The organism is Thalassospira profundimaris (genome assembly GCF_003326675.1).
GTDB lineage: Bacteria > Pseudomonadota > Alphaproteobacteria > Rhodospirillales > Thalassospiraceae > Thalassospira > Thalassospira aquimaris.
Window position 1 is genome coordinate 1 of sequence record NZ_JPWF01000020.1, and the last position, 22,417, is coordinate 22,417.

Below are 22,417 nucleotides of genomic sequence, written 5' to 3' on the forward strand. Positions count from 1 at the left end.
TCATTTGCTCTACCAACTGAGCTATGCCGGACCAGTGGAGGCGCGAGCCGGAATCGAACCGGCGTGCAAGGATTTGCAGTCCTCTGCGTAACCACTCCGCCATCGCGCCTTCGCGTTGGCTGGAGCGGTGTATAGCCTCATAGAATACGACCCGTCAAGCACCCAATTTTACATTTTTTGAACAATGTGTTGTTTCTCCGCCCAAGAGTAGACAAACCGCCCGGGAAATGTTCCCGGACGGTTTGTGTGGTTGTTAAACAGGCAAAGTTTTGACGGGGCGTTACGCCGTTGCGTTGCCAAATCTGCGCTTAAGCCACGGCCCGATTTTCTCTTCGCGCTCCTTGCTTGGTGCGAAATCAAGATTGGCAATCGTATCGAGTGCATGTTCGACTTTGAACGGGACAGTTGCACCGGGACCTTCGATATGGATTTCACCTGCTGCGCCCTCGGGGATCGGTTCGGACAGGGAAACTTTGCTGCCGCCCATCGAAAGGTCGATTGTTTGCCCCTTGATGGACCGACCACCAAATTTCACAGTGACGCCAAGCTGTACATCAAAACGAGGATCTTTGCGGCGGTTGACTTCCGGTGTTGCGGTGCGGACGATTCGAACAAGGCTTGCACGAAGTTCAGCAATGCTATCATCGACTTCTTCGGCAATCTTGTTCATCTGTGCTGCGCGTTCGAGGTTGTCTTGGGCCTCGGAGGCAACATGGCCGATTTTTTCCGTAACTTCGTTGGAGGCCTCGGCCGTCTGAATAACGTTGCGGGCGATTTCCTGCGTGGCGTTATCTTGCTGACGGACGTTAACAGCAACGCTCGAAGCAACTTCGTCAACGCGACGGATGCTGGCGGTCATTTGCTGAACCGTGGAAACAACCGATTCCGTCACATTCTGGATTTCGCCAAGCTGACGGGAAATTTCCTCGGTTGATTTGGCTGTCTGGTTGGCAAGGTTTTTGACCTCCTGGGCGACAACGGCAAAGCCCTTGCCTGCGTCACCGGCACGTGCCGCTTCAATCGTTGCGTTCAGGGCCAAAAGGTTGGTCTGGGCAGCAATGTCGCTGATAAGTTCGGCAACTTCACCGATTTTGCTAACACTGTCTTGCAATGAGTTAACAGTTTGCTCGGCACTTTCACCTGCCTGATTGGCTTCGGCCGTAAGGGTGGTGGCTTCTTCGATCTGACGGGTGATTTCGCGGATCGATGCCGCAAGTTCTTCAGACGCGCCGGAAACTGTTTCGGCATTGGCAAGTGCTTCGTGGGCGGCCGCCGCAACACTTTCCGAGTTTTCGGATACCCGTTCAGACGATCCTGCCATCTCGCCAGCCGCAGAGTTCAAGCGCTGTGTCTGATCGATGATGGATTGGACAACTTTTTGAAGTTCTTTTTCAACCGTTTCGGCAAGGCCACGCAACGCGCCAATACGCTGGGTATTGGCCTTGGCGTCGTTTTCTTCGCGTTCAAGCTTGTTATAGCAAAGTTTCGCGTGAAGGGCGCGGAGTTGCTGAATTGCCGGTTTGAAGTCAGACACACTCGGCATCTTGATGACATAACTGGAATCGTTGGATTCAATCGCATCAAAATCGCTTTCCATCTGCGCAAGCGGACGGGTGAGTTTCCGGATCAGCCAAATGCCGTAAATGACTGTGAGTGCGACAGTAATCAGCAGTACTATGATTTCGATTGCGACGGTCGAGAAGAATGTGTTTTCGGCATCTTCAACCCGTTCGTTTGCAATCAGGTTTTGCAAAACCGAAAGATTACCGATCTGTTCGGTCAGTGGGTCAATTTTCTGATAAAGCTCGTTCTTTACCAAGGCATCAAGCGCCGCACTGTCCTTTGCGACAAAGATTTTGCGCAGACGATCTACAAGCTCATCCGCGACCGGCAGCATTGTCTTAACATCTTGAACGATCGGGGTTTCACGTCGGCCCAGTTCGCGGGCGAGATATACATCGAGGTTGGATTTGATCCGGGTTTTCGCCAAATCAAGGCTTTCAATGCCTTCTTCCCATGTGAAATTGCCGTTGCGGACCTTGTGGGATGCGTCCACGACGAAAACGGCATAGTCATCAGATATCTGTTTTAACAGGTTCAACGGTTTGACGCGGTTATGAAACAGACTTTCCAGTGATAGCTGCGTTTTGTATTCACCGTTAAGCGCATATCCACCAAGAACAAGCATCAAGACAATCATTGTTCCAAAGGCAACGGTAAGGCTGCCTTTGATGCTGGACATGAAGTTGGCAAACTTGGCCTTTGCTGTGGTTTGGACGATTTCACCATATTCCAGGCCGACATTTTTTGCCTGGCCTTTACGGATATCGGCGTAAACGCGCTCGGCTTCTTTCTTTTCAAAATCAGTGGGCTTGGTGCGGATAGAGACGTAGCCGGTAATCTCGCCATTTTCGATCGTCGGGGTTACGTTTGCACGGACCCAGTAATGATCGCCATTCTTGGCGCGGTTCTTTACCAGACCCTGCCAGGGCAGTCCTGCCTTGATGGTTTGCCAAAGATTGGCAAAGGCCTCTTTGGGCATGTCGTTGTGGCGGACAATATTGTGTGGCGATCCAACCAACTCATCTTCGTTAAAGCCACTAATGTCGACGAAGGACTTGTTGGCAAAGATGATCCGCCCGCCAGAATCTGTTTTCGAGACAAGGATATCCTTGTCCTTCATCAGAACTTCGCGGTTCGTTACCGGTCCATTGTCACGCATTGTATTCCCCTGGATGTCACAAGCAAATTCGGTTTGGTAATGAAAAAATCGAGCTGTCAGGAAGCAGGTATCAGGTATCAGGAGACTGGTGGGCAATCCCATTCGCCCCCATTAACCCTGCTTTGCCATATGTTTAGGCGCTGTTTTGCTAATTCAAGTGATGCTAACTCAATTTTTCGAAGAATTCGTACTACAAAAACGGTCTGTAAATGATTGAGATACATCAAGTTACCAGATCAGGGACGGAAGCCGGCGGAGATACGAGATGCAAATTGGAAAAGGCAAAACAGGTGCCCGACACCATGTTGTTTGGAACTTTGGCGCGATATTGGCGCGCAATGGTCAATCAGATAGCACTACCAATACGTTAAAATCGTAGCAATACATTGATCCGATGTTGTCAGGTGCTTATGTGCTGACTATAAACAGGGCAACTACCGCAGACGTCTTTGGGGACAATGAAGGCTGTTGCGGTCTTTTTCTCGCGAGAATTTTCAGGTCAGATAATCATGGATTACCAAGTCGCACGCCATAACATGGTGGAAAATCAGGTTCGGACCAACAAGGTTACCGATCCGCTGGTCATCGCTGCGATGGAGGAAGTTCCGCGCGAACTTTTCCTGCCTGAAGGCAAACGCGGCATTGCTTATGTCGATGAAGATATCCCGGTTGGTGATGGTCGTTTCGCGATGGAGCCGATGGTTATCGCCCGTCTGATGCAAAGCGCACAGATCGCCGAGACCGATGTTGCACTGGTGATCGGTGCCGGTTTTGGATATGGCAGCGCCCTGATTTCCCGGGTTGCCGAAACCGTGGTTGCGGTTGAAAGCAACAAGGAAATGTCAGCAGCGGCAGAAGCCGTATGCCAGAAACTGAACTATGACAACGTAATCGTCGTCGAAGGCGATCTGGCGTCGGGCTATGCCAAGCAGGCCCCTTACAACGTTATCGTCTTTGATGGTGCGGTCTGTGAAGTGCCGGCAGCGATTCTTGATCAGGTGGCCGAAGGTGGCCGTCTTCTGGCAGTTGTTCGTGAAGCTGGTAAAGTCGGCATCGCGCGTCTTTATGAACGCGAAAACGGCGTTGTTGGTCATCGCGATCTGTTTGATGCAAACATTCCGTATCTTCCGGGCTTTGAGCCGGTCGAAAGCTTCGTCTTCTGATCCAAGATATTGCCCGGAACGTTCCGGGCAATTCTTTTTGTACGTGCGACAAGATGCAGGGGCCGATGGTTCAGGAACTTTCATGCCGCGAATTGGCCCAGCGCCTTGAACAGAAGTCATCGATCTGTCTTCTTGATGTGCGTGAAGATTGGGAAGTTGAAATCTGTATGATCGGGGAGTCTGTGCATATTCCGTTGTCGGAATTGCACAATAGATTTGGCGAACTGTCGCAAGATCGACCAATCGCCATTATCTGTCATCATGGTGTTCGCAGTCGCCATGCCGGAATTTTCCTTGAGGAATATGGATTTAAAGATGTTTTTAATGTTACTGGCGGTATAGATGTCTGGGCGCTTGAGATCGCGCCTGATATGACGCGCTACGATTGATTGCCGTAACGATCGTGAAACGGGGCAAAATACTTTTTTTCGTTCCAAATGCCTCTTTTCTTGGAAATTTTTGTTTCCATCGTTACCATACGTGAAACTGCGCCGGGGTCGGGACTTGGTGTAGGATTTTACAAGGGTAGATAAATGATAAAACGGTTCTTGCTGACGTGCAGTATTCTTGCGACCGGAGGAATGGTTGCTGGTGGCGCATCTGCAGAAAGTCTGGAAGACGCTCTCATCAAGGCATATCAGAGCAACCCGACACTCGAAGCCGGGCGTGCATCCTTGCGTTCGACCGACGAAGAGATTTCGGCAGCATTGTCCAATTGGCGTCCGAGCGTAACGCTTTCCGGTGATGCCGGGCTTCGTGAATCCAACACGGAAGTGAATGGTTCGGATACGGATAACAGCCTGACACCTTATACGGTTGGGCTTAACGTAACCCAGCCGCTTTATCGTGGTGGTCGTACGACGGCACAGACCGAGCGCGCTGAATCTCGCATTCAGGCCGCACGTGCGTCCCTTCGCTCGACCGAGCAGGATGTGATGTTGCAGGTCGCAACTTCCTATTTCAACGTGCTGCGCGATACCGCTGTTGTTGAGCTGAACCAGAACAACGTTCGTGTTCTTGAACGTCAGCTCGAAGCAACCCGTGACCGCTTTGCCGTTGGTGAGGTAACCCGTACCGACGTTTCACAGGCCGAAGCCCGTCTTGCCGGTGCCAAGGCTGATCTGATTTCAGGGCAGGGTGCGCTGGCCAATACACGAGCACAGTATGAGCGCCTTGTTGGCAATTCGCCGACCAACCTTGAAATCCCGAACCCGCTTGCCGGTCTGCCGACCAGTGTTTCCGACGTTTTGTCGATTGCACAGGGGCAACATCCTGACGTCTTGCAGGCAATGTATACCGAAGAAGCGGCACAGTCTGACGTTCGTTTGAACGAAGGTTCGCTTTATCCGGAAATCAGTCTTTCGGCTGGTGTCGAGCGTGCGCACGAAGCATCGACCGAAGACCTGACAACCGACAGTGCTGATATCATCGCGTCGATTTCGGTACCGCTTTATCAGCAGGGTGCTGTTTTCTCCGGTGTTCGTGCCGCGAAACAGACTGCCGGTCAGGCCCGTATCCAGGTTGACGAGGCACGTCGTGCCGTGATCGAAAACGCGACCAGTGCTTGGGAAAATCTTGTTACGGCGCGTGCAAGCATCGAATCGCAGCAAGCACAGGTATCCTCGGCAGAGGTTGCACTTGATGGCGTTCAGCGTGAAGCATCCGTCGGGTCGCGTACTGTTCTTGATGTTCTTGATCAGGAACAGGAACTGTTGCAGGCCCGTGTGGATCTTGTCGGATCGCGTCGTGATGCCGCGGTCGCAGAATTCCAGGTCAAGGCTGCTATGGGTGCGCTGAATGCCCAAGTCCTTGGTCTGCCAGTCGAAGTTTACGACACTGAGTCCAACTATAACAAAGTCAAGGGCCAGTGGTGGGGAACAGACTGACCTGCTAGGCTTTCAGGGCAGGGTGCACAACATCCTGTCCTGATTTCACTTCTGGATCGGTCTGGTTAAATGACACTAGTGCGGAATTATAAATATGAGTGACGGGCAACAAGAACCTTCAATGGAGGATATCCTCCAGTCCATCCGCAAGATTCTTGCAGATGAGGGGGATGATGAAAAACAGGAAGCCGCTCCTGAACCCGAACCAATGCCAGAACCGGAACCAGAGCCAGAACCTGAGCCGGAAGAAGAAATCGACGAACTCGTTCTTGATGAAGAACCCGAAGAACTAGAGTTTGACGATGAACCGGAAGAACTCGAACTCGACGAACCGGAAGAAGACCTCGAACTCGACGATATGCTCGATTTTGACGAGACTCCGCTTGAAGACGAGCCGGATCCGTTCGAAGACGAGTTCGAAGAGCCCGAGCCGGAACCAGAACCGGCAATGCCGGCACTTTATGACGAAGATGATGACGAACCGCTGATTTCGAATATGACGGAATCGTCGGCGACCGGCACCATCTCTGAACTGGCGCAAGCCGTTGCAAAGAAACGTGCTGTTGCGCTTGGTATCAATGCTGGCCATGCTACTCTTGAAGATTTGGTGCGCGATATGTTGCGTCCATTGCTTAAGGAATGGCTTGACGAAAACCTGCCCTATATGATCGAACGCCTTGTGAAGAAGGAAATCGAGCGGATTGTGAACCGCGCCGAAGACCTGTAGGCGAGCCGATAATTGTTTTAAAGCGGCGCGCCCACGGTGCGCCGCTTTTTCTTTGGATGATTGATTAAACCCGCAGCGGATCAAAAGACCATGTTGGAGAAGACCTACAGCCCGGCCGAAGTCGAAGCCAGACTTTACGAAAAATGGGAAAAGTCGGGGGCGTTTGCCTGTGACACGGCATCTGGTGCCGATCCCTATGTCATTATGATGCCGCCGCCCAACGTGACCGGCAGCCTTCATATGGGGCATGCGCTGACCTTCACGCTTCAGGATATTCTTATTCGTTATAACCGTATGAACGGTAAGGATACCCTGTGGCAGCCCGGAACCGACCACGCAGGTATCGCGACCCAGATGGTTGTCGAACGCCAGCTTGGCGAACAGAATGTAACGCGCCATGATCTTGGCCGCGAAAAGTTCGTCGAAAAGGTCTGGGAATGGAAAGAAAAATCCGGCGGAACGATCACCAATCAGCTGCGCCGTCTTGGTGCATCGCCTGATTGGGCGCGTGAACGTTTCACCATGGACGAAGGTCTGTCGGCTGCTGTTCGCAAGGTATTCGTTACCCTGCATAAACAGGGCCTGATTTACCGCGATAAGCGCCTGGTGAACTGGGACCCCAAGCTTCTGACAGCGATTTCCGATCTTGAAGTTGTTCAGAAAGAAGTCAAAGGCCATTACTGGCACTTCAAATATCCGATCGAGGGCCGCGATGGCGAGTTCATCACGGTTGCAACCACGCGTCCGGAAACCATGCTGGGCGATACCGGCGTTGCTGTTCATCCGGAAGACGAACGGTATAAGGACCTGATCGGGCAATATTGCATTCTGCCGATCGTCGGTCGTCGTATCCAGATCGTTGCGGATGAATATGCCGATCCTGAAAAAGGATCAGGCGCGGTTAAAATCACCCCGGCCCATGATTTCAATGACTTCGAGGTCGGCCAACGTGCTGGTCTTGAGAAGATCAACATCATGGATGACAACGCGTGCATTAATGAAAATGCACCGGAAGAATACCGTGGTCTTGACCGTTTCGAAGCCCGCAAGCAGATCGTTGCCAAGATGGACGAGCTCGGTCTTCTCGAAAAGATCGAAGACACTGTACACATGGTGCCATATGGCGACCGCTCGAACGTTGTCATCGAACCGTATCTGACCGATCAGTGGTTTGTTAATGCCGAAGTTCTGGCAAAGCCGGCCACCGAAGCAGTTGAAGATGGCCGTATCCGTTTTGTCCCGAAAAACTGGGAAAATACCTATTTCGAATGGATGCGCAACATTCAGCCGTGGTGTATTTCCCGTCAGCTGTGGTGGGGACATCGTATCCCGGCATGGTTTGGCCCGGATGGCGAATTCTTCGTTGAAGAAACCGAAGAAGAAGCAATTGCCGCAGCAAAAGCGCATTATGGCAAGGATGTTGAACTGACGCAGGAAACTGACGTTCTTGATACCTGGTTCTCGTCGGCACTTTGGCCGTTCTCGACCCTTGGCTGGCCGGATCAAACCCCAGAACTTAGTAAATATTATCCGGGCGATGTTCTGGTTACCGGCTTTGACATTATCTTCTTCTGGGTTGCTCGCATGATCATGATGGGCATGCATTTCATGGACGGAAACATTCCGTTCAAGGATATCTATATCCATGCGCTGGTCCGCGATGAAAACGGTCAGAAGATGTCGAAATCCAAGGGCAACGTCATCGACCCGCTGGAAATCATCGACGAGTATGGCTGTGACGCATTGCGCTTTACCCTGACGGCACTTGCCGCGCAGGGACGTGACATCAAACTTGCGACTTCGCGTGTTGAAGGTTACCGCAATTTTGCGACCAAGCTTTGGAACGCGGCCCGCTTTGCCGAGATGAATGAATGCAAGCCGGTCGAAGGTTTTGATCCGGCAGCCGTCAAGTCAACGCTCGCACGCTGGATCGTCGGTAAAACCGTCGAGGCCGCCCGTGCTGTTGGCACTGGTATCGAGACATATCGTTTCAACGATGCCGCAAGTGGCGCATATCAGTTTGTCTGGGGTTCGTTCTGTGACTGGTATCTGGAATTGGCCAAGCCGGTCCTGATGGGCCAGGACGAAGAAGCCAAGGCCGAAATTCGTGCTGTGACGGCATGGGTTCTTGATCAGATCCTTCTGATCCTGCATCCAATCATGCCTTATATCACCGAAGAACTTTGGGAACAGATCGCTGATAGCCGCGGCAACATGCTGATGTCGGAAAGCTATCCGAAGTTTGATGATGGCCTGATTGATCGTGCGGCCGAGGCCGAGGTTGATCTTGCAATCCGACTGATTGGTGACATTCGTGGTGTTCGTTCTGAAATGAACGTGCCGCCGGCTGCCGAGGTACCTGTCTATCTGGTTGATGCAACTGATGCGATGAAGTCTGCTGTTTCCGCACAGGAAGCACAGGTGAAACGTTTGGCACGTGTTGCCGATATCGGTTTCAAGGGGCAGAGCGATGTGGAAGCCATTGCCAAGGGTGCGATCCAGACCGTTGTTGACGGTGTTGCAGTCTTTGTTTCTGTAGCCGATTTCATTGATGTGGCAGCCGAGAAGTCGCGTCTTGAAAAGGAAATGCAGGACAAGACCAAATACATCAAGGCACAGGAAGGCAAGCTGTCGAATGAAAAGTTTGTCAGCCGGGCCCCTGAACATATTGTTGCGACCGAAAAGGCCAAGCTTGAGGAAGCCCGCGACACGTTGGCGAAACTCACCGAAGCCTATGACCGTATTGCGGCAATGTGATCGGACAAAAGACAAGAAGAGCAAAGGCCAGCCCACGAGGGTTGGCCTTTTTCTTTGGATTGTCGGTCTATACCTGTGGATGATGCAGATTTTTCACCGGAAGCCCCACGAATCGCGTAGATTTTTGAAGTCCTGCCTTGTGTCGGAATTAATACCCGTGTTGTTATCAGGGCTTGATTGGATTTCCCGTAAGAATGCGCCGCTGAATGCTGATTGAAGAATGCCCCTACATTGAGCCGGTCGATGCATATGGTGCGTTTGCACCCTTTGCCGACAGCCATTTTCTTGATTCCGGCGAACGGGATCGCTTTTCCTATATCGTTGCGTCTCCGCTGCATAAACTGGTGTCCAAAAATGGACAAGTAACCCTCGATGGTTTCCCGTTTCCCGGAAATCCTTTTGATGTGCTGGGTGATTTGTTGGCGCGATATCCGCAGGAACGCGACGATGAACTACCACCGTTTCAGGGCGGGGCTGTCGGCTATTTTGGCTATGAATTAGCACACCAGACAGAGACGCTGCCACGGGCCAAGAAGGACTGGCTGGGAATGCCCGACATGATGGTCGGGATATACGATCTCGTGATTGCCTTTGATCAGGACAATCGCAAGATGTGGCTGATTTCAACCGGAATGCCCGAACGTTGGGGAACTGCGCGAAAACAACGCGCCGAGGAACGTATGGCGGTGTTGCGCAAGTATCTCAAACTTGCCAAACCGTTATATGATGTTCCCGCGGTACCGCACGTACCAGACGTTATCAAATGGCAATCAAACTTTGATCGTGCGGTGTTTGAAACCAAAGTTCAAAAAGTCATTGATTACATTTTTGCCGGAGACATTTTTCAGGCAAATCTGTCGCAAAGCATTCATGCCGAATATCCCCGCGATGCCATCCCCGAGCGGTTTGGCCTGTATCGGCGCCTGCGTGAAATCAGTTCCGTACCATTTGGTGCCTTCCTGAATTTCGGGGATTGCGCCGTTTTATCGAACTCCCCTGAGCGCTTTTTGAAGGTTCGTGACAGGCAGGTTGAAACCAAACCGATCAAAGGGACGCGGCCACGTGGCGATACGCCACTTAGTGATGCCGAGCTTGCGCAAGAGTTAATGCTTTCTCCCAAGGATAGGGCGGAAAACATTATGATTGTAGATCTTTTGCGAAATGACCTGTCGAAAGTGTGCAAGCCGCATTCCGTAAATACACCAGCAATTTGCGCGCTGGAAAGTTATGCCAATGTGCACCACCTTGTGTCGACAGTGACCGGCACATTACGCGACGGCAAAACGGCTGTTGATCTGTTGAAGGCAAGCTTCCCTGGCGGGTCGATTACCGGCGCCCCGAAAATCCGTGCGATGGAAATCATTACCGAACTTGAACAAACAACGCGCGGGGCCTATTGCGGGGCAATTGGCTATATCGGGTTTGACGGTTCCATGGACACCAATATCGCGATCCGGTCGCTATGCGTGAATGGCGGGAAAATGGCATTCAATGTCGGCGGGGGGATCGTTGCCGACAGTGATCCGGCGCTTGAATATGAAGAGACACTGGTCAAGGCGACCAAGATGTTCGAGTTGTTTGGTCTTGATGCCGAGGATATCGCGCCGTGATCCTTCTCATTGATAATTATGACTCATTTGTCTTCAATCTGGCGCGCTATATCGAAGAAATCGGGTACAACGTTATTGTTGTCCGTAATGACGAGATCGGCCCGGAACAGGTTCGTAAACTGAACCCAAAAGCTATTATTTTCTCGCCAGGTCCGTGCGGCCCCGATGAAGCTGGCAATAGTCTGAGCCTGATCGAAACGCTGAAGGCTGAATATCCGATGTTGGGTGTCTGTCTTGGACATCAGTCCATCGCACAGGTCTTTGGTGGCTTGGTCAAGCGTGCAAAGCGCCCGGTTCACGGAATGACGTCCGAAATTCGTCACAGCGGAAAAGAATTGTTCGCGGGATTAAAGAATCCTTTGCAAGTAACGCGTTATCACTCGTTGATTGTTGAATTGCCTGAAGATGGAAGCCTGATCGAACTCGCCCGCAGCCCGGAAGGAGAGATCATGGCCTTTGCACATAAGGAATTCCCGCTTTATGGGGTACAGTTTCACCCCGAAGCGGTTTTGACCGAGCAGGGGCATGATCTGTTGGCGAATTTCCTGAAAACAACATCTTCCTAAAGGGCGACATACAGAAGGGACGGCATGATGCAGGTATGGATGAATGGCAGCTTTCGCGATCTGGACGAAGCATCTCTTCCGGTAACGGATAGGGGGTTTTTGCTTGGTGACGGTTTCTTTGAAACAATGCGTGCCCATGAAGGCAAGGTTGCCTGGCTTGAGGCGCATATGGAGCGCCTTGAACACCATGCAGAGCAAATTGAATTCCCCGTCGATCTTTTACCAACTGTAGAAGATGTCTCGGAAATCGTTGCAACATTGTTCGATCAGGTTCACCGCAAGGATGCCGTTGTACGTCTTACGGTATCGCGTGGATCTGGTGAACGTGGACTGCTACCACCTGCTGATCCCGATCCGACCATTCTGATTACTGTTTCACCGTTTGAGCCGGTTGATCCGGGAGCGGGCCTTAAGCTGTTTACGTCTAAGAAAATTCGTCGCAATTCCTGGTCGGTTGCCGGTGGAATCAAAAGTATCAATTATCTCGACAATATTGCCGCCAAACAGGAAGCGCATTCCTATCGCGGTGATGATGCTATTATTCTGTCCACGGATGGCAATGTCGCGGAAACCACGGTTGCCAATATCTTTGGTATTCAGGGCGATACCTTGTGGACTCCCGATGATGACACGGGGCTCTTGTGTGGTCTTGCCCGTGATTTCATTCTTGATTGGGCGGAAGATACCGGGCGCGAGGTCAGTTTTGAGCCGAAAACCCCCGAAATGTTAAATGAGTTCGATGCGATCTTTACCGCAAACGCGCTTCAGGGGCTTCGTGTTGTTGATAAGGTCGATGGACTTGTTATCGGCGTCCCGGCTATGACCTTCTTCACAGAGCTTGCACAAGTAGTGGAAACATCGCTATGCGAAGGTATAGCTCTTTAGGGTAAATTAACCCTATCCTTGGCATGATCATCGGCAGTGACCTGTTACAGGACTGCCGATGACTGCCCATATGACCAAACCCGCCTTGACCATTAACCGGTTTATCGAGGGCCTGCGCAAGCACGCGGCCAACGGTAATACGCCGCATATGGGGATATTGAATATCCCGCCTGATTTACGCCTTGGCGCCGAAGATTATCAGGCGATCAGCCGTGATGCTTTTCATTACCTTCCGGAAAACACCCAGATACACCGCCTTGAAAATGGCATGGTGGCTTGTGTTCGGGGTGGAAAGTGGGTGGAAGATGACTCTGGCTTTGTCGAACATGTTCGCGAGACTCTTGATGAAGTCATCGAACGCCAGGGACTGGGAACCATTCCGAGCAACCTTTGGAATCGCTTCAAATGGCCGACAGACGACGAACGGATAGGGAAACTGTTTGGCATTCCCTTGTCCGAACGTACCCTGGGTGCCCCGTTTGAACGCTTCAACATGTCCGAAATGCTGCGCGGCGCGATTACAACCGAGGCTGTTTTTGATTCTTGTCGCCGGCAGGCAATTCTGAGTTTCGATGATACGCGACGTTATGTTGTCGGACATGAAATCTATTGTTCGCTTGATTATCTGCGTCAAAACCATCTGGCATCCTTCCTTTTGGAGGGACCGGGTGAAATTGAGATTCTGTCCAGGGTGCTTGACGAAAAAGTAATGGAAGTTACCCGTTCCATTGCCTCGGCCATTCTTCCTGATCGCCTGCATTTGAACATGCAGGTTCAAACGGTATTGAGTGACACATTTGCCGAGTTCATTCATCAGGATGACGGAGCGTTGATGCGGAACATGGCAATCGAGTTTTCGATGGAAAATGCCATTGCCAACTGGTGGGAATTCGAAGATGCCTGCGAGTTCCTTCACTCTTCGGGTATTCAGGTCGGGTTGGATCGGATCACCTTGCCAGCACTTGAATTTCTGTCGCCGCGCAAAATGAATGTCGATTTCATCAAGGTGATCTGGGATCAGAACATCATTGGATCGCGTCGGACAGAAGTTGCAGACCGCCTGCGAGAATTTGCCAATTTGTTTGTCGAGAGCAGCTTGATCCTGACGCGATGTGACAGTCGTACTGCACTTCGAATGGGGCGCAGCCTTGGGGTGGAGGTGTTTCAGGGAAGCTATATCGACGCCATGCTTGGCTCTTATCTGCATCGTGTTTGCACGTCAAAGCGGCGTACAACCGATAAAAGATGCGCAGTCTGTCAATGGGCCCCGCGAGAAGCCCGGAAAAATGGCTGTGGCTTCCATTTCCGTAATGGTCACAGGCTTTCTGAAAGTTAAACCAAAGGTTTCCTTTGGTTTTTAGATGTTTGACAAGTGTGTGGTGCTTTCTTAAAGTGCGCGCAGTCGATCAATTGTGATTGGCTATGTCGTTAAAACACGGCGCTTATTCTCAGGGCAGGGTGCAAATCCCGACCGGCGGTAATCCAGATTTCTGGGAAGCCCGCGAGCGCCCAAGGATCAATTGATCTTTGGGGTCAGCAGATCCGGTGTAATTCCGGAGCCGACGGTAATAGTCCGGATGGGAGAGGATAAAGCGTGACGTTACAGGCATGATCGCGTTTGCGTGATTGCCTTCGGCGTCTGCCTGCGACCGCGATGTGACAGGTTTGTCGCAAAGCGGGCCTTTCTTTGTTTGCCCTGGTTCGTAAGCCCCATCCGAAGAGGACGGTTATGAATCAGAGTATTGAACCACAATCAGGTCTTTCGATCTTTGGTGATCCGCATGCACGTATGGAACGTGCGCTTGCTGAATTGCGCGAAGGCAAGGGTGTTTTGGTTGTTGATGATGAAGATCGCGAAAACGAAGGCGATCTGATTTTTTCCGCTGAAAATCTTACCAATGAACAGATGGCGATGCTTATTCGCGATTGCAGCGGCATTGTATGCCTTTGCCTGACCGATGAAAAGGCAACGGCACTTGATCTGCCGCCAATGGTTGCCACCAACACATCAAGCATGGGGACCGGCTTTACCGTTACCATCGAAGCCAAGGTTGGCGTGACAACCGGCGTTTCGGCTGCTGATCGCGTTACCACGGTGAAAACAGCCATTGCAGATGATACCAAACCGTCTGATTTGGCGCGTCCGGGCCATGTGTTTCCGTTGCGCGCACGCGCTGGCGGTGTTCTTGAACGTCGCGGCCACACCGAAGGTACGGTTGACCTAATGCGTCTGGCGGGCTTGAAGCCGGCTGGCGTGCTGTGCGAGGTCACCAACCCGGATGGCGCCATGGCGCGTCTTCCCGAACTGATCGAATATGCCAACGCCCATGAAATGGTCGTAATCAGCATCGAAGACATTGTTGCCTATCGCATGGCGATGCAGCAAGCCGCTGAGTAATCATCAAACTTCACAGTTCTGATGTAAAAAGGGCAGCGTTTGAAACGCTGCCCTTTGTCGTTTTATCGGTTATGCTGATCAAGATCAGTCGTCAATCATGCACCAGACAGGTGTGTGATCAGATGCCTTTTCCTTGCCGCGCGGATCACGATCAATGTCTGACGCGCTTAGACGATCCGCCGCCGCAGGGGTAAGCAGCAAATGGTCAATGCGAAGACCATTATCCTTGTTCCAGGCGCCCGCCCGATAATCCCACCAGCTATATTGATGGCCTTTCGGGTTGAAGGTGCGGAAGGCATCGGTAAAGCCCATATTCATCATCGTGCGCAAACGCTTGCGTTCGACTGTGGTGCACAGAACCGTTTCGTGAAGCTTGATCGGATCATAAACATCGGAATCATCGGGGGCGATGTTGTAATCACCGCCCATAACCGCGGCTTCGCCGCTGGCACGGATTTTTTCAAACCGAGTAATCAGACGATCGAGGAAATTCAGTTTGTAATCGAACTTTTCGTCACCAACTGCGGTGCCCATCGGAACGTAAATCGATGCAACCCGGACAGGGTTGGGCGAACAAACAGTTGCTTCAATATATCGTGCCTGTTCATCGGCATCATTTCCGGGAAGGCCGCGTTCGACGTCCTCAATTGGAAATTTCGACAGAATGGCGACACCGTTATAGGTTTTCTGGCCATGGATCGCGATGTTGTAGCCGAGATCCTCGATTTCCATCGCAGGGAAGGCTTCGTCAACGGTCTTGGTTTCCTGCAACAGGACCACATCAGGTTTCGCGTCCTGCAACCATTCAAGGATGTTGGGAAGGCGGGCCTTGATCGAGTTGACGTTCCATGTGGCGATTTTCATTCGGGCCTCAGTTCTTTTGGGTGTCATACTGTTTTGTTCAAACAAAACGGGGTCCGAATTTAACGGACCCCGTTTTATAAATCGTTTTGGCAATCTGGATCAAATCGAGAAACTTGATCCACATCCGCATGACGATGTGGCATTCGGGTTGTTCACACGAAACGCCGATCCAACCATTTCACGCACAAAATCGATTTCCGCACCGCCCAAAAGATCAAGCGATACTTCGTCGATTACCATTTTTGCACCGTGGTTTTCGAAGATGCAGTCTTCGTCAGTTGTGTCGGAATCCAGCGAAAACTCGTACTGGAAACCACTGCAACCGCCACCAGAAACCTGCAAACGCAGCATTGTGTTCGCAGCGCCTTCGCTTGCGATCAGTTCCTGAATACGTTTCGCAGCACTTTCCGTCATTTGAACTTGCCGTGATGCTTCTGTCATTCAACACTCCTTGGTCTCAAACCTGCCAGGGGACTGACAGGAATAGTTCCGATCCTTGACGCAATAATAGCACGGTCAGATCGCAGTATTTAAGTCACTATTTAGCGCGCATGGCTGAAATGTCAAAACCTGTAATCACTCTAAACAAGGGTGACTTGCGTTTTGGAACGAAATGGCTCAAAACAAGCCCCAGTCCAAAGGTCCAGCGGACCAGAACCAAAAAATGCAAAGTTCAAAGTCATGAATGTTTTCAGCCTGTTGAAAAGCGACATCGAGAACCAGCTTCTCGCCCTTGAAAAAGAAGGTGTTCTTCCTGCCGGAAGCGATACCTCACGCGTGACCGTGGAACCGCCACGTGATGCGTCTCACGGGGATGCGGCAACCAATGCCGCGATGCTGTTGTCCAAGGCAGCAGGTCTGAAACCGCGCGACCTTGCTGAAAAGCTTGCCGAAAAACTGCGCGAGATTGATCACATCGAAAATGTCGAAATTGCCGGTCCTGGCTTTATCAACCTTCGTATGGCCGATCAGTTCTGGTTATCGCAGATCACCAAGGTCCTTGAACTTGGTACGGCCTATGGTCAAAGCGACCTTGGTAAAGGCGAGAAAATAAACGTCGAATATGTTTCGGCAAACCCGACCGGACCGATGCATGTCGGCCATTGCCGAGGTGCCGTTGTCGGCGATGTTCTGGCGAACCTGTTAGGCAAGGCCGGTTATGCGGTCACAAAAGAATATTACACCAATGACGCCGGTGCGCAGGTCGATGTTTTGGCCCGTTCCCTGCACCTGCGCTATCGCGAAGCGCTTGGAGAAGATATCGGCGAAATCCCGCAGGGTCTTTATCCGGGGGATTACCTTGTCGAGCCCGGTCAGAAAATGGCCAAGCGCGATGGTGACAAGTGGGTTAATGCCCCTGAAGAAGAATGGCTGGAAGAGTTCCGTGGTTTTGCCATTGTCGAGATGATGGCCTTAATCAGGGAAGACCTTCGTCTTCTTGGTGTTTCTCATGATGTCTTTACATCCGAGGATGGACTGGTCAAGGCCGGCAAGGTTCAGTCAGCGTTCGAGCATCTTGAGAAAAAGGGCGACATTTATGTCGGCGTTCTTGAGCCACCGAAAGGCAAGAAGCCGGATGATTGGGAGCCGCGCCCGCAAACCCTGTTCCGTGCAACCGACTTTGGGGATGATGTAGATCGTCCGCTGAAGAAATCGGATGGCAGCTGGACATATTTTGCATCCGACATTGCCTATCACTTCGATAAGTACGAGCGTGGCTTCAATCTTATGATCGACATTTTCGGTGCCGATCATGGTGGCTATGTCAAACGTATGAAGGCTGCGACCAAGGCAATCACAGGCGGCGAGGGCGACCTTGATGTCAAACTGTGTCAGCTGGTCAGTCTGTTTGACAATGGTGAGCCGGTTAAAATGTCAAAGCGTGCAGGGACCTTTGTGACGCTTCGTGACGTTGTCGAGCGTGTCGGCAAGGACGTCGTTCGTTTCATCATGTTGACCCGTAAAAACGACGCGGCGCTTGAATTTGACTTTGCCAAGGTGACCGAGCAGTCCAAGGACAACCCCGTATTCTATGTGCAATATGCCCATGCACGTGTGAATTCGGTGTTCCGTCAGGCCGCTGAAGCATTCCCGGATCAGGATTTCTCGGCTGCGACGCTGTCCGGTGCCGATCTGAGCCAGCTTTCGACCGAAGAAGAAAAACTTCTGGTGCGCCGCATGGCCGAATGGCCGCGTATTGTTGAACAGGCCGCTGTTGCGCATGAACCGCACCGCATTGCCTTTTTCCTGACAGAAATTGCAGCAGAATTCCATGCATTGTGGAACAAGGGACGTGACAACACTGCACTTCGCTTCATCGTTGCTGATGATCTTGGGGCGACTCTGGCACGTCTTGCAATGATCCGCGCAGTTGCGACTGTGATTGCGTCGGGTCTAGAGGTGCTTGGCGTCAAGCCTGTCGAGGAGATGTAAGATATGAACGAAGAATACGGCCGTAACCTTCATGCGGAACGCGCAGATCACTATCAGGCAGAAAAGCCGGCGCGCAAAAGCATGATGAAGGGGGCGGTAACCGTATTCTTCGGTCTTGCTGTTGTTGCTGGCGGCCTTGGTGGGGCAGGCTATTGGTTCTATCATCAGGGTCAACCCATTCAGGATGACGGTAAATTGCCGATCCTGTTGCCGGATCCGTCGCCAATAAAGCTGCGCCCGGAAGATCCGGGCGGGATGGAGGTCCCGCATCGGAACACGACAGTCTATGATCAGCTTAACGACGTTGATCCTGACGCCAATGTGGTGTTGCAGGAACTTCCTGATATGCCACGCGCACCGGAAGTCGTGGCAACACCAAAGGCCCCGGAAACAACCGCAAGCGTTGATAGCTGGTCAGAAGGGGCCGTTGAAGCCACGCCAGATGCTGTTAATCCGTCGGCAAGCATCGACGCTACTGCGGCCACTTCATCTGATGCCGTCAGTGCCCCGGATATTGCCAAGCCGGAAATGACGGATGCGGAAAAGGCACTGGCAGCGGCAGCCGAACGTGACGCCGAAACCCAAAAGGCTACAAAGCCGGTCGCACCAGCCTCAACGCCTCAATCTGCTGCGGTTTCATTGAATGATTTCCGCATTCAGTTGGCATCGGTTCGCGACGAAAGTGGTGCCGCGGCAGAATGGAAAAGATTATCATCGAAAAACAAAGACTTGCTTGCTAGTCTTCAGATGTTCGTGCAGCGGACAGACCTTGGAGGCAAGGGAGTCTTTTATCGCTTGCAAGCAGGTCCTTTGACCGATGCAAGTGCCGCAGAGAAGCTGTGCGGTGATTTGAAACAACGCAATGTGGGGTGCCTCATTGTCCGGCCTTGAAGTCAGAAAACCGCGCGCCTGTGTTCTGGGTGTTGCCGGGACGGAACTGAATAATTGGGAAAAGGGCTTCTTCCGTGAAGCAGACCCCTATGGTTTTATTCTGTTTGCGCGAAATGTCGAAGACCGAAATCAGGTCCGTGCACTGACCACGTCTTTGCGCGAAACGGTCGGCAACAGCAACGTTCCGATTTTTGTCGATCAGGAAGGCGGACGCGTCATGCGTCTAAAACCGCCGCACTGGCGAAAAATCCCGGCGGCTGGTGTTTTCGGCGAGCTGTTTGATCGCAACCCCGAAGATGCGCGTGAAGCTGCCTATATCAATGCACGCCTGATGGCGATGGATTTGCGCGATGCCGGTTTCAATACGACCTGTGCGCCGGTTCTTGATCTGCGTTTCCCAGGCATGAGTGACGTTGTCGGTGACCGATCCTATGGGGCGGACGTGCCAAAGGTCGTGTCATTGGCAAGTGCAGTTGCTGCCGGTTTGCTTGATGGCGGGATTGCGCCGGTGATCAAGCATATTCCAGGCCACGGCCGTGCCGCAGTCGACAGCCACAAGGACCTGCCGGTTGTGTCCGCGTCACGGGCAGAGCTTTCTGAACTTGATTTTGCACCCTTTGCGCAGATGAAAGATGTTTTGGCGGCGATGTCCGCCCATCTTCTGTTTACAGCGATTGATGACCAGCGCCCTGGTACAGTTTCTGAAAAGGTGATCAACGAGGTTATCAGAACAGAAATCGGGTTCGAAAACCTTCTGATAAGTGATGACCTGTCGATGGAGGCCCTTGGCGGATCAATTGGTAGCCGGACCCATGCGTGTCTGCGTGCCGGTTGTGACGTGGCCCTTCATTGCAATGGCAAGCGCACCGAGATGGAAGAAGTGGTGGCGATGGCACCGTTGCTGACCGGTGCACCACTTGTACGCGCACAGACTTTCACCAATCAAATAGCATCATTCAAGGCCGATATGCCGTCATCCAGTCAGTTGACGGATTGGCGTTTGCGCTTGGCAGAGTTGCTTTCCCCCGTCTGGCAGGCCGAGGATACCGGCAAGTGAATAACGTTATTGATCTGATTATCTCGGCATCGACGTGGGTTATTCCGGTATTGCTGGCTGTTACGTTGCACGAAGCCGCACATGGATTTGCTGCCAAACTGTTTGGTGATGATACCGCCCAGCGCATGGGACGGCTTAGCCTTAATCCGATCCGTCATATCGATCCGGTCGGAACAATCTTGATCCCTGGATTGCTTTTGGTCACCGGTGCACCATTCCTGTTCGGATATGCCAAGCCCGTGCCTGTGGCGTTTCATCGTCTGCATCCCCAGCGGTTGGGCGTGATTGGCGTCGCCGTGGCCGGGCCCGCGACCAATGTGTTGCTTGCGATTGCTTCAATTCTTTTGATGGTCTGGCTTCCCGAGTTCTCGCCGCCCGTCAATGACTGGCTTGCAACGACCCTTAATCAGTCGATTTGGCTGAACTGTATTCTGGCGGCCTTTAACATGCTGCCAATCCCGCCGCTTGATGGCGGGCGTGTCCTGACAGCAATTTCACCGCTTCCTATCGCACGGGTCTTGGCGCGTATGGAAAAAACCGGCATGATCATTTTGATCGGCTTGGTCTTTTTACTGCCCTATGTCACCGGAAAGCTTGGAATAGACCTTCCGATCTTTGAATGGTTGGTGATTGAACCAGCCGGCGCACTCGTCAGGATTTTGGTCGATATTTTCGCCTGATTACCTGGGCGAAACGGGGACAGTCGGGGATATATGGCAGACCAGTTCGAATTGGAGATTCCAGACGAGGTATTCGACAAGAAGCCGGTCGATGAAGAGGGACCGTCTCTTGCCGAACGGCTGATCCTTGATCTTGACGGGTTCGAAGGTCCGCTTGATGTTTTGCTGGAACTGGCCCGTGATCAAAAAGTCGATATCATCAAGATTTCGATCCTTGATCTGGCGGAACAATACCTTGAATTCATCAATACCGCCCAAGGTTTGCGGCTTGAACTTGCGGCCGATTATCTGGTTATGGCGGCTTGGCTGGCCTATCTGAAATCGCGCCTGTTGTTGCCCAAACAGGAAAGCGACGAAGAAGAACTGAGCGCCGAGGAAATGGCAGAACTTCTTGCCTTCCAGCTTAAGCGCCTGGAGGCAATGAAGGCCGCAGGTGAAAAGCTTCTTGCACGTCCTAATCTTGGCCGTGATTTCTTTGCGCGTGGTGCCCCGGAAGAGGTTCGTGTCACAACGGCATCGGTTTATGACGCTTCGCTGTACGATCTTTTGAAATCCTACGCCCGGATTATGCTGACATCGGAAAGCAAGACGCTCGAGATCGAGGCATTTGATCTTTATGCGATGGATGATGCTATTCAGCGTCTGCGTGATCTGTTTGGTCGGCGTGTTGTTCCGACCTGGACCCGGTTACTTGAATTCATGCCGCGTGGTCTGGGATCGCCGCTTAAAGCGCGTTCGGCTCTTGCTGCTCATTTCGTTGCAAGTCTTGAGATGTGCCGGGATGGCGAGCTTGAAATTTCACAAGAAGAAGTCTTTGGGCCGATTATGTTGCGGTCGCCCCAAAAACGGCGTGACGGGGATTTGCCACGTCCAAGTTCGTTCGATGACGACTTGAAACTGGATTAAGGGGCAGGGGTATTTCATGAGCGATAGCGCGCAGCTGGAAATTGAAGGTGTCGAAACAGGCCCGGATATTGATTTTCAGCATATCCGTATTGTCGAAGCTGTTTTGTTCGCATCTGCCGATCCGGTCAGTGAACGGGTGATCGCCTCACGGCTGCCCGAAGGTGCAGACGTTACCGCCATTCTGAAGGTACTATCAGAGACGTATGAAAACAGGGGCATTACCCTGCACCGGGTTGGAGAGAAATGGGCGTTTCGCACCGCTGTCGATCTAGCCGGTGATCTTCATATCGAGGTTGAAAAAGCCAAGAAGATGACGCGTGCCACACTGGAGACGCTTGCGATTATTGCCTATCACGAGCCGGTCACCCGGTCCGAAATTGAAGAAATTCGTGGTGTTGCGCTTTCCAAGGGGACGCTCGATATTCTGCTTGAAGCACGCTGGATCCGCCCGCGCGGGCGCAAACGTGTTCCGGGCCGCCCGGTTCTGTGGGCGACGACCGATGATTTCCTTGATCACTTTGGTCTGGAAAACCGCGATGATCTTCCGGGGCTTGCCGATCTGAAGGCAGCCGGGCTGCTTGATAGCCGTCCGGGAATGGGGCGTTACGGGGCAAGTTCTGATGACGATGTCTTGCCAGACCTTGTTGATGATGGTGACGTTACCGACGCCGTTGTCGAGGAAGCCCTGACCACGCGCAATCTTGAAGAACTTGATGAAACTATTTATTCCGACAATCCAAATCTGTTGGATCGCAATGAGTTGGAATTCAATATCAGTGCAGAAGATGAAGTTTCTTCCGATGAAGATGATCTGAATTGATCCATCTTCTTGCATCGGGCACGCGCTGACCTTAAGTTTCACGAAAGATTTC

The 22,417-nt window shown here is 52.0% G+C and carries 19 protein-coding genes, 1 tRNA gene and 1 riboswitch; of the genes, 16 read left to right on the forward strand and 4 right to left on the reverse strand.

The window, feature by feature from the left end:
- Positions 1-35 precede the first annotated feature (35 nt).
- Both TH19_RS20245 and TH19_RS23215 read right to left on the reverse strand, forming a co-directional pair.
- Positions 36-109 (reverse strand) — tRNA-Cys (locus TH19_RS20245).
- Between the two features lie 171 nt (positions 110-280).
- Positions 281-2,722: a methyl-accepting chemotaxis protein gene (locus tag TH19_RS23215; protein WP_181846501.1), complete on the reverse strand. Its 2,442-nt coding sequence runs from the start codon at positions 2,720-2,722 to the stop codon at positions 281-283.
- Positions 2,723-3,231: 509 nt separating this feature from the next.
- On the opposite strand from TH19_RS23215, the gene TH19_RS20255 reads away from it, so the two are divergent.
- The 10 genes from TH19_RS20255 to ribB all read left to right on the forward strand — a co-directional run bounded on the left by TH19_RS20255 (position 3,232) and on the right by ribB (position 14,714).
- Positions 3,232-3,885: a protein-L-isoaspartate O-methyltransferase family protein gene (locus tag TH19_RS20255; protein WP_114104181.1), complete on the forward strand. Its 654-nt coding sequence runs from the start codon at positions 3,232-3,234 to the stop codon at positions 3,883-3,885.
- Between the two features lie 65 nt (positions 3,886-3,950).
- Complete coding sequence (locus TH19_RS20260; RefSeq protein WP_114104231.1) at positions 3,951-4,274, forward strand: rhodanese-like domain-containing protein; 324 nt, start codon at positions 3,951-3,953, stop codon at positions 4,272-4,274.
- Positions 4,275-4,418: 144 nt separating this feature from the next.
- Positions 4,419-5,771: a TolC family outer membrane protein gene (locus tag TH19_RS20265; protein ID WP_114104182.1), complete on the forward strand. Its 1,353-nt coding sequence runs from the start codon at positions 4,419-4,421 to the stop codon at positions 5,769-5,771.
- A 121-nt stretch (positions 5,772-5,892) separates the two neighbouring features.
- Positions 5,893-6,498 (forward strand): DUF2497 domain-containing protein, encoded by a 606-nt coding sequence (locus TH19_RS20270; protein ID WP_114104183.1) that lies wholly within the window; start codon positions 5,893-5,895, stop codon positions 6,496-6,498.
- 90 nt (positions 6,499-6,588) lie between these two features.
- A complete protein-coding gene (locus tag TH19_RS20275) occupies positions 6,589-9,255 on the forward strand; it encodes a valine--tRNA ligase (RefSeq protein WP_114104184.1) in 2,667 nt (888 codons plus the stop codon).
- Between the two features lie 206 nt (positions 9,256-9,461).
- Complete coding sequence (pabB, locus tag TH19_RS20280) at positions 9,462-10,865, forward strand: aminodeoxychorismate synthase component I (protein ID WP_114104185.1); 1,404 nt, start codon at positions 9,462-9,464, stop codon at positions 10,863-10,865.
- On the forward strand, positions 10,862-11,431 hold the full coding sequence (locus TH19_RS20285; RefSeq protein WP_114104186.1) for an anthranilate synthase component II: 570 nt from the start codon (positions 10,862-10,864) through the stop codon (positions 11,429-11,431). Before pabB ends, TH19_RS20285 begins: the two co-directional genes overlap by 4 nt.
- Positions 11,432-11,455: 24 nt before the next feature.
- The gene (locus tag TH19_RS20290) at positions 11,456-12,316 is read left to right on the forward strand and encodes an aminotransferase class IV (RefSeq protein WP_258548058.1); all 861 of its coding nucleotides are present in this window, start codon (positions 11,456-11,458) and stop codon (positions 12,314-12,316) included.
- A 58-nt stretch (positions 12,317-12,374) separates the two neighbouring features.
- Positions 12,375-13,652 carry an EAL domain-containing protein gene (locus tag TH19_RS20295; protein WP_114104187.1) on the forward strand — a complete coding sequence of 426 codons (1,278 nt, stop codon included), beginning with the start codon at positions 12,375-12,377 and terminating at the stop codon, positions 13,650-13,652.
- A 104-nt stretch (positions 13,653-13,756) separates the two neighbouring features.
- Positions 13,757-13,909, forward strand: a riboswitch (FMN riboswitch).
- 136 nt (positions 13,910-14,045) lie between these two features.
- Entirely contained in the window at positions 14,046-14,714 is a 669-nt protein-coding gene (gene ribB, locus TH19_RS20300; RefSeq protein ID WP_114104188.1) for a 3,4-dihydroxy-2-butanone-4-phosphate synthase, read from the forward strand.
- A gap of 84 nt (positions 14,715-14,798) precedes the next feature.
- On the opposite strand, the gene xth is transcribed toward ribB, so the two are convergent.
- Both xth and erpA read right to left on the reverse strand, forming a co-directional pair.
- A complete protein-coding gene (xth, locus tag TH19_RS20305) occupies positions 14,799-15,578 on the reverse strand; it encodes an exodeoxyribonuclease III (protein ID WP_114104233.1) in 780 nt (259 codons plus the stop codon).
- A gap of 99 nt (positions 15,579-15,677) precedes the next feature.
- On the reverse strand, positions 15,678-16,019 hold the full coding sequence (erpA, locus tag TH19_RS20310; RefSeq protein WP_114099813.1) for an iron-sulfur cluster insertion protein ErpA: 342 nt from the start codon (positions 16,017-16,019) through the stop codon (positions 15,678-15,680).
- Between the two features lie 240 nt (positions 16,020-16,259).
- Here erpA and argS point away from each other — a divergent pair, with 240 nt between their 5' ends.
- From argS to scpB, 6 genes are read left to right on the forward strand one after another with little or no spacing between them, the layout of a single operon-like run.
- A complete protein-coding gene (argS, locus tag TH19_RS20315) occupies positions 16,260-18,011 on the forward strand; it encodes an arginine--tRNA ligase (protein ID WP_114104189.1) in 1,752 nt (583 codons plus the stop codon).
- 3 nt (positions 18,012-18,014) lie between these two features.
- Positions 18,015-18,902, forward strand: coding sequence for an SPOR domain-containing protein (locus TH19_RS20320; RefSeq protein WP_114104190.1), 888 nt, complete (start codon positions 18,015-18,017; stop codon positions 18,900-18,902).
- Positions 18,889-19,959: a beta-N-acetylhexosaminidase gene (nagZ, locus tag TH19_RS20325; RefSeq protein ID WP_258548059.1), complete on the forward strand. Its 1,071-nt coding sequence runs from the start codon at positions 18,889-18,891 to the stop codon at positions 19,957-19,959. Before TH19_RS20320 ends, nagZ begins: the two co-directional genes overlap by 14 nt.
- On the forward strand, positions 19,956-20,639 hold the full coding sequence (locus TH19_RS20330; RefSeq protein ID WP_114104192.1) for a site-2 protease family protein: 684 nt from the start codon (positions 19,956-19,958) through the stop codon (positions 20,637-20,639). Before nagZ ends, TH19_RS20330 begins: the two co-directional genes overlap by 4 nt.
- Positions 20,640-20,672: 33 nt before the next feature.
- The gene (locus tag TH19_RS20335) at positions 20,673-21,545 is read left to right on the forward strand and encodes a segregation and condensation protein A (protein WP_114104193.1); all 873 of its coding nucleotides are present in this window, start codon (positions 20,673-20,675) and stop codon (positions 21,543-21,545) included.
- Between the two features lie 16 nt (positions 21,546-21,561).
- Complete coding sequence (gene scpB / locus TH19_RS20340; RefSeq protein WP_114104194.1) at positions 21,562-22,365, forward strand: SMC-Scp complex subunit ScpB; 804 nt, start codon at positions 21,562-21,564, stop codon at positions 22,363-22,365.
- Positions 22,366-22,417 lie beyond the last annotated feature (52 nt).

Bases quoted from the DNA above. Each gene is read 5' to 3' on its own strand.
- TH19_RS23215 (WP_181846501.1), bottom strand. From the start codon at position 2,722: ATGCGTGACAATGGACCGGTAACGAACCGCGAAGTTCTGATGAAGGAC.
- TH19_RS20255 (WP_114104181.1), top strand. From the start codon at position 3,232: ATGGATTACCAAGTCGCACGCCATAACATGGTGGAAAATCAGGTTCGG.
- TH19_RS20260 (WP_114104231.1), top strand. From the start codon at position 3,951: ATGGTTCAGGAACTTTCATGCCGCGAATTGGCCCAGCGCCTTGAACAG.
- TH19_RS20265 (WP_114104182.1), top strand. From the start codon at position 4,419: ATGATAAAACGGTTCTTGCTGACGTGCAGTATTCTTGCGACCGGAGGA.
- TH19_RS20270 (WP_114104183.1), top strand. From the start codon at position 5,893: ATGGAGGATATCCTCCAGTCCATCCGCAAGATTCTTGCAGATGAGGGG.
- TH19_RS20275 (WP_114104184.1), top strand. From the start codon at position 6,589: ATGTTGGAGAAGACCTACAGCCCGGCCGAAGTCGAAGCCAGACTTTAC.
- pabB (WP_114104185.1), top strand. From the start codon at position 9,462: ATGCTGATTGAAGAATGCCCCTACATTGAGCCGGTCGATGCATATGGT.
- TH19_RS20290 (WP_258548058.1), top strand. From the start codon at position 11,456: ATGATGCAGGTATGGATGAATGGCAGCTTTCGCGATCTGGACGAAGCA.
- TH19_RS20295 (WP_114104187.1), top strand. From the start codon at position 12,375: ATGACTGCCCATATGACCAAACCCGCCTTGACCATTAACCGGTTTATC.
- ribB (WP_114104188.1), top strand. From the start codon at position 14,046: ATGAATCAGAGTATTGAACCACAATCAGGTCTTTCGATCTTTGGTGAT.
- xth (WP_114104233.1), bottom strand. From the start codon at position 15,578: ATGAAAATCGCCACATGGAACGTCAACTCGATCAAGGCCCGCCTTCCC.
- erpA (WP_114099813.1), bottom strand. From the start codon at position 16,019: ATGACAGAAGCATCACGGCAAGTTCAAATGACGGAAAGTGCTGCGAAA.
- argS (WP_114104189.1), top strand. From the start codon at position 16,260: ATGAATGTTTTCAGCCTGTTGAAAAGCGACATCGAGAACCAGCTTCTC.
- TH19_RS20320 (WP_114104190.1), top strand. From the start codon at position 18,015: ATGAACGAAGAATACGGCCGTAACCTTCATGCGGAACGCGCAGATCAC.
- TH19_RS20335 (WP_114104193.1), top strand. From the start codon at position 20,673: ATGGCAGACCAGTTCGAATTGGAGATTCCAGACGAGGTATTCGACAAG.
- scpB (WP_114104194.1), top strand. From the start codon at position 21,562: ATGAGCGATAGCGCGCAGCTGGAAATTGAAGGTGTCGAAACAGGCCCG.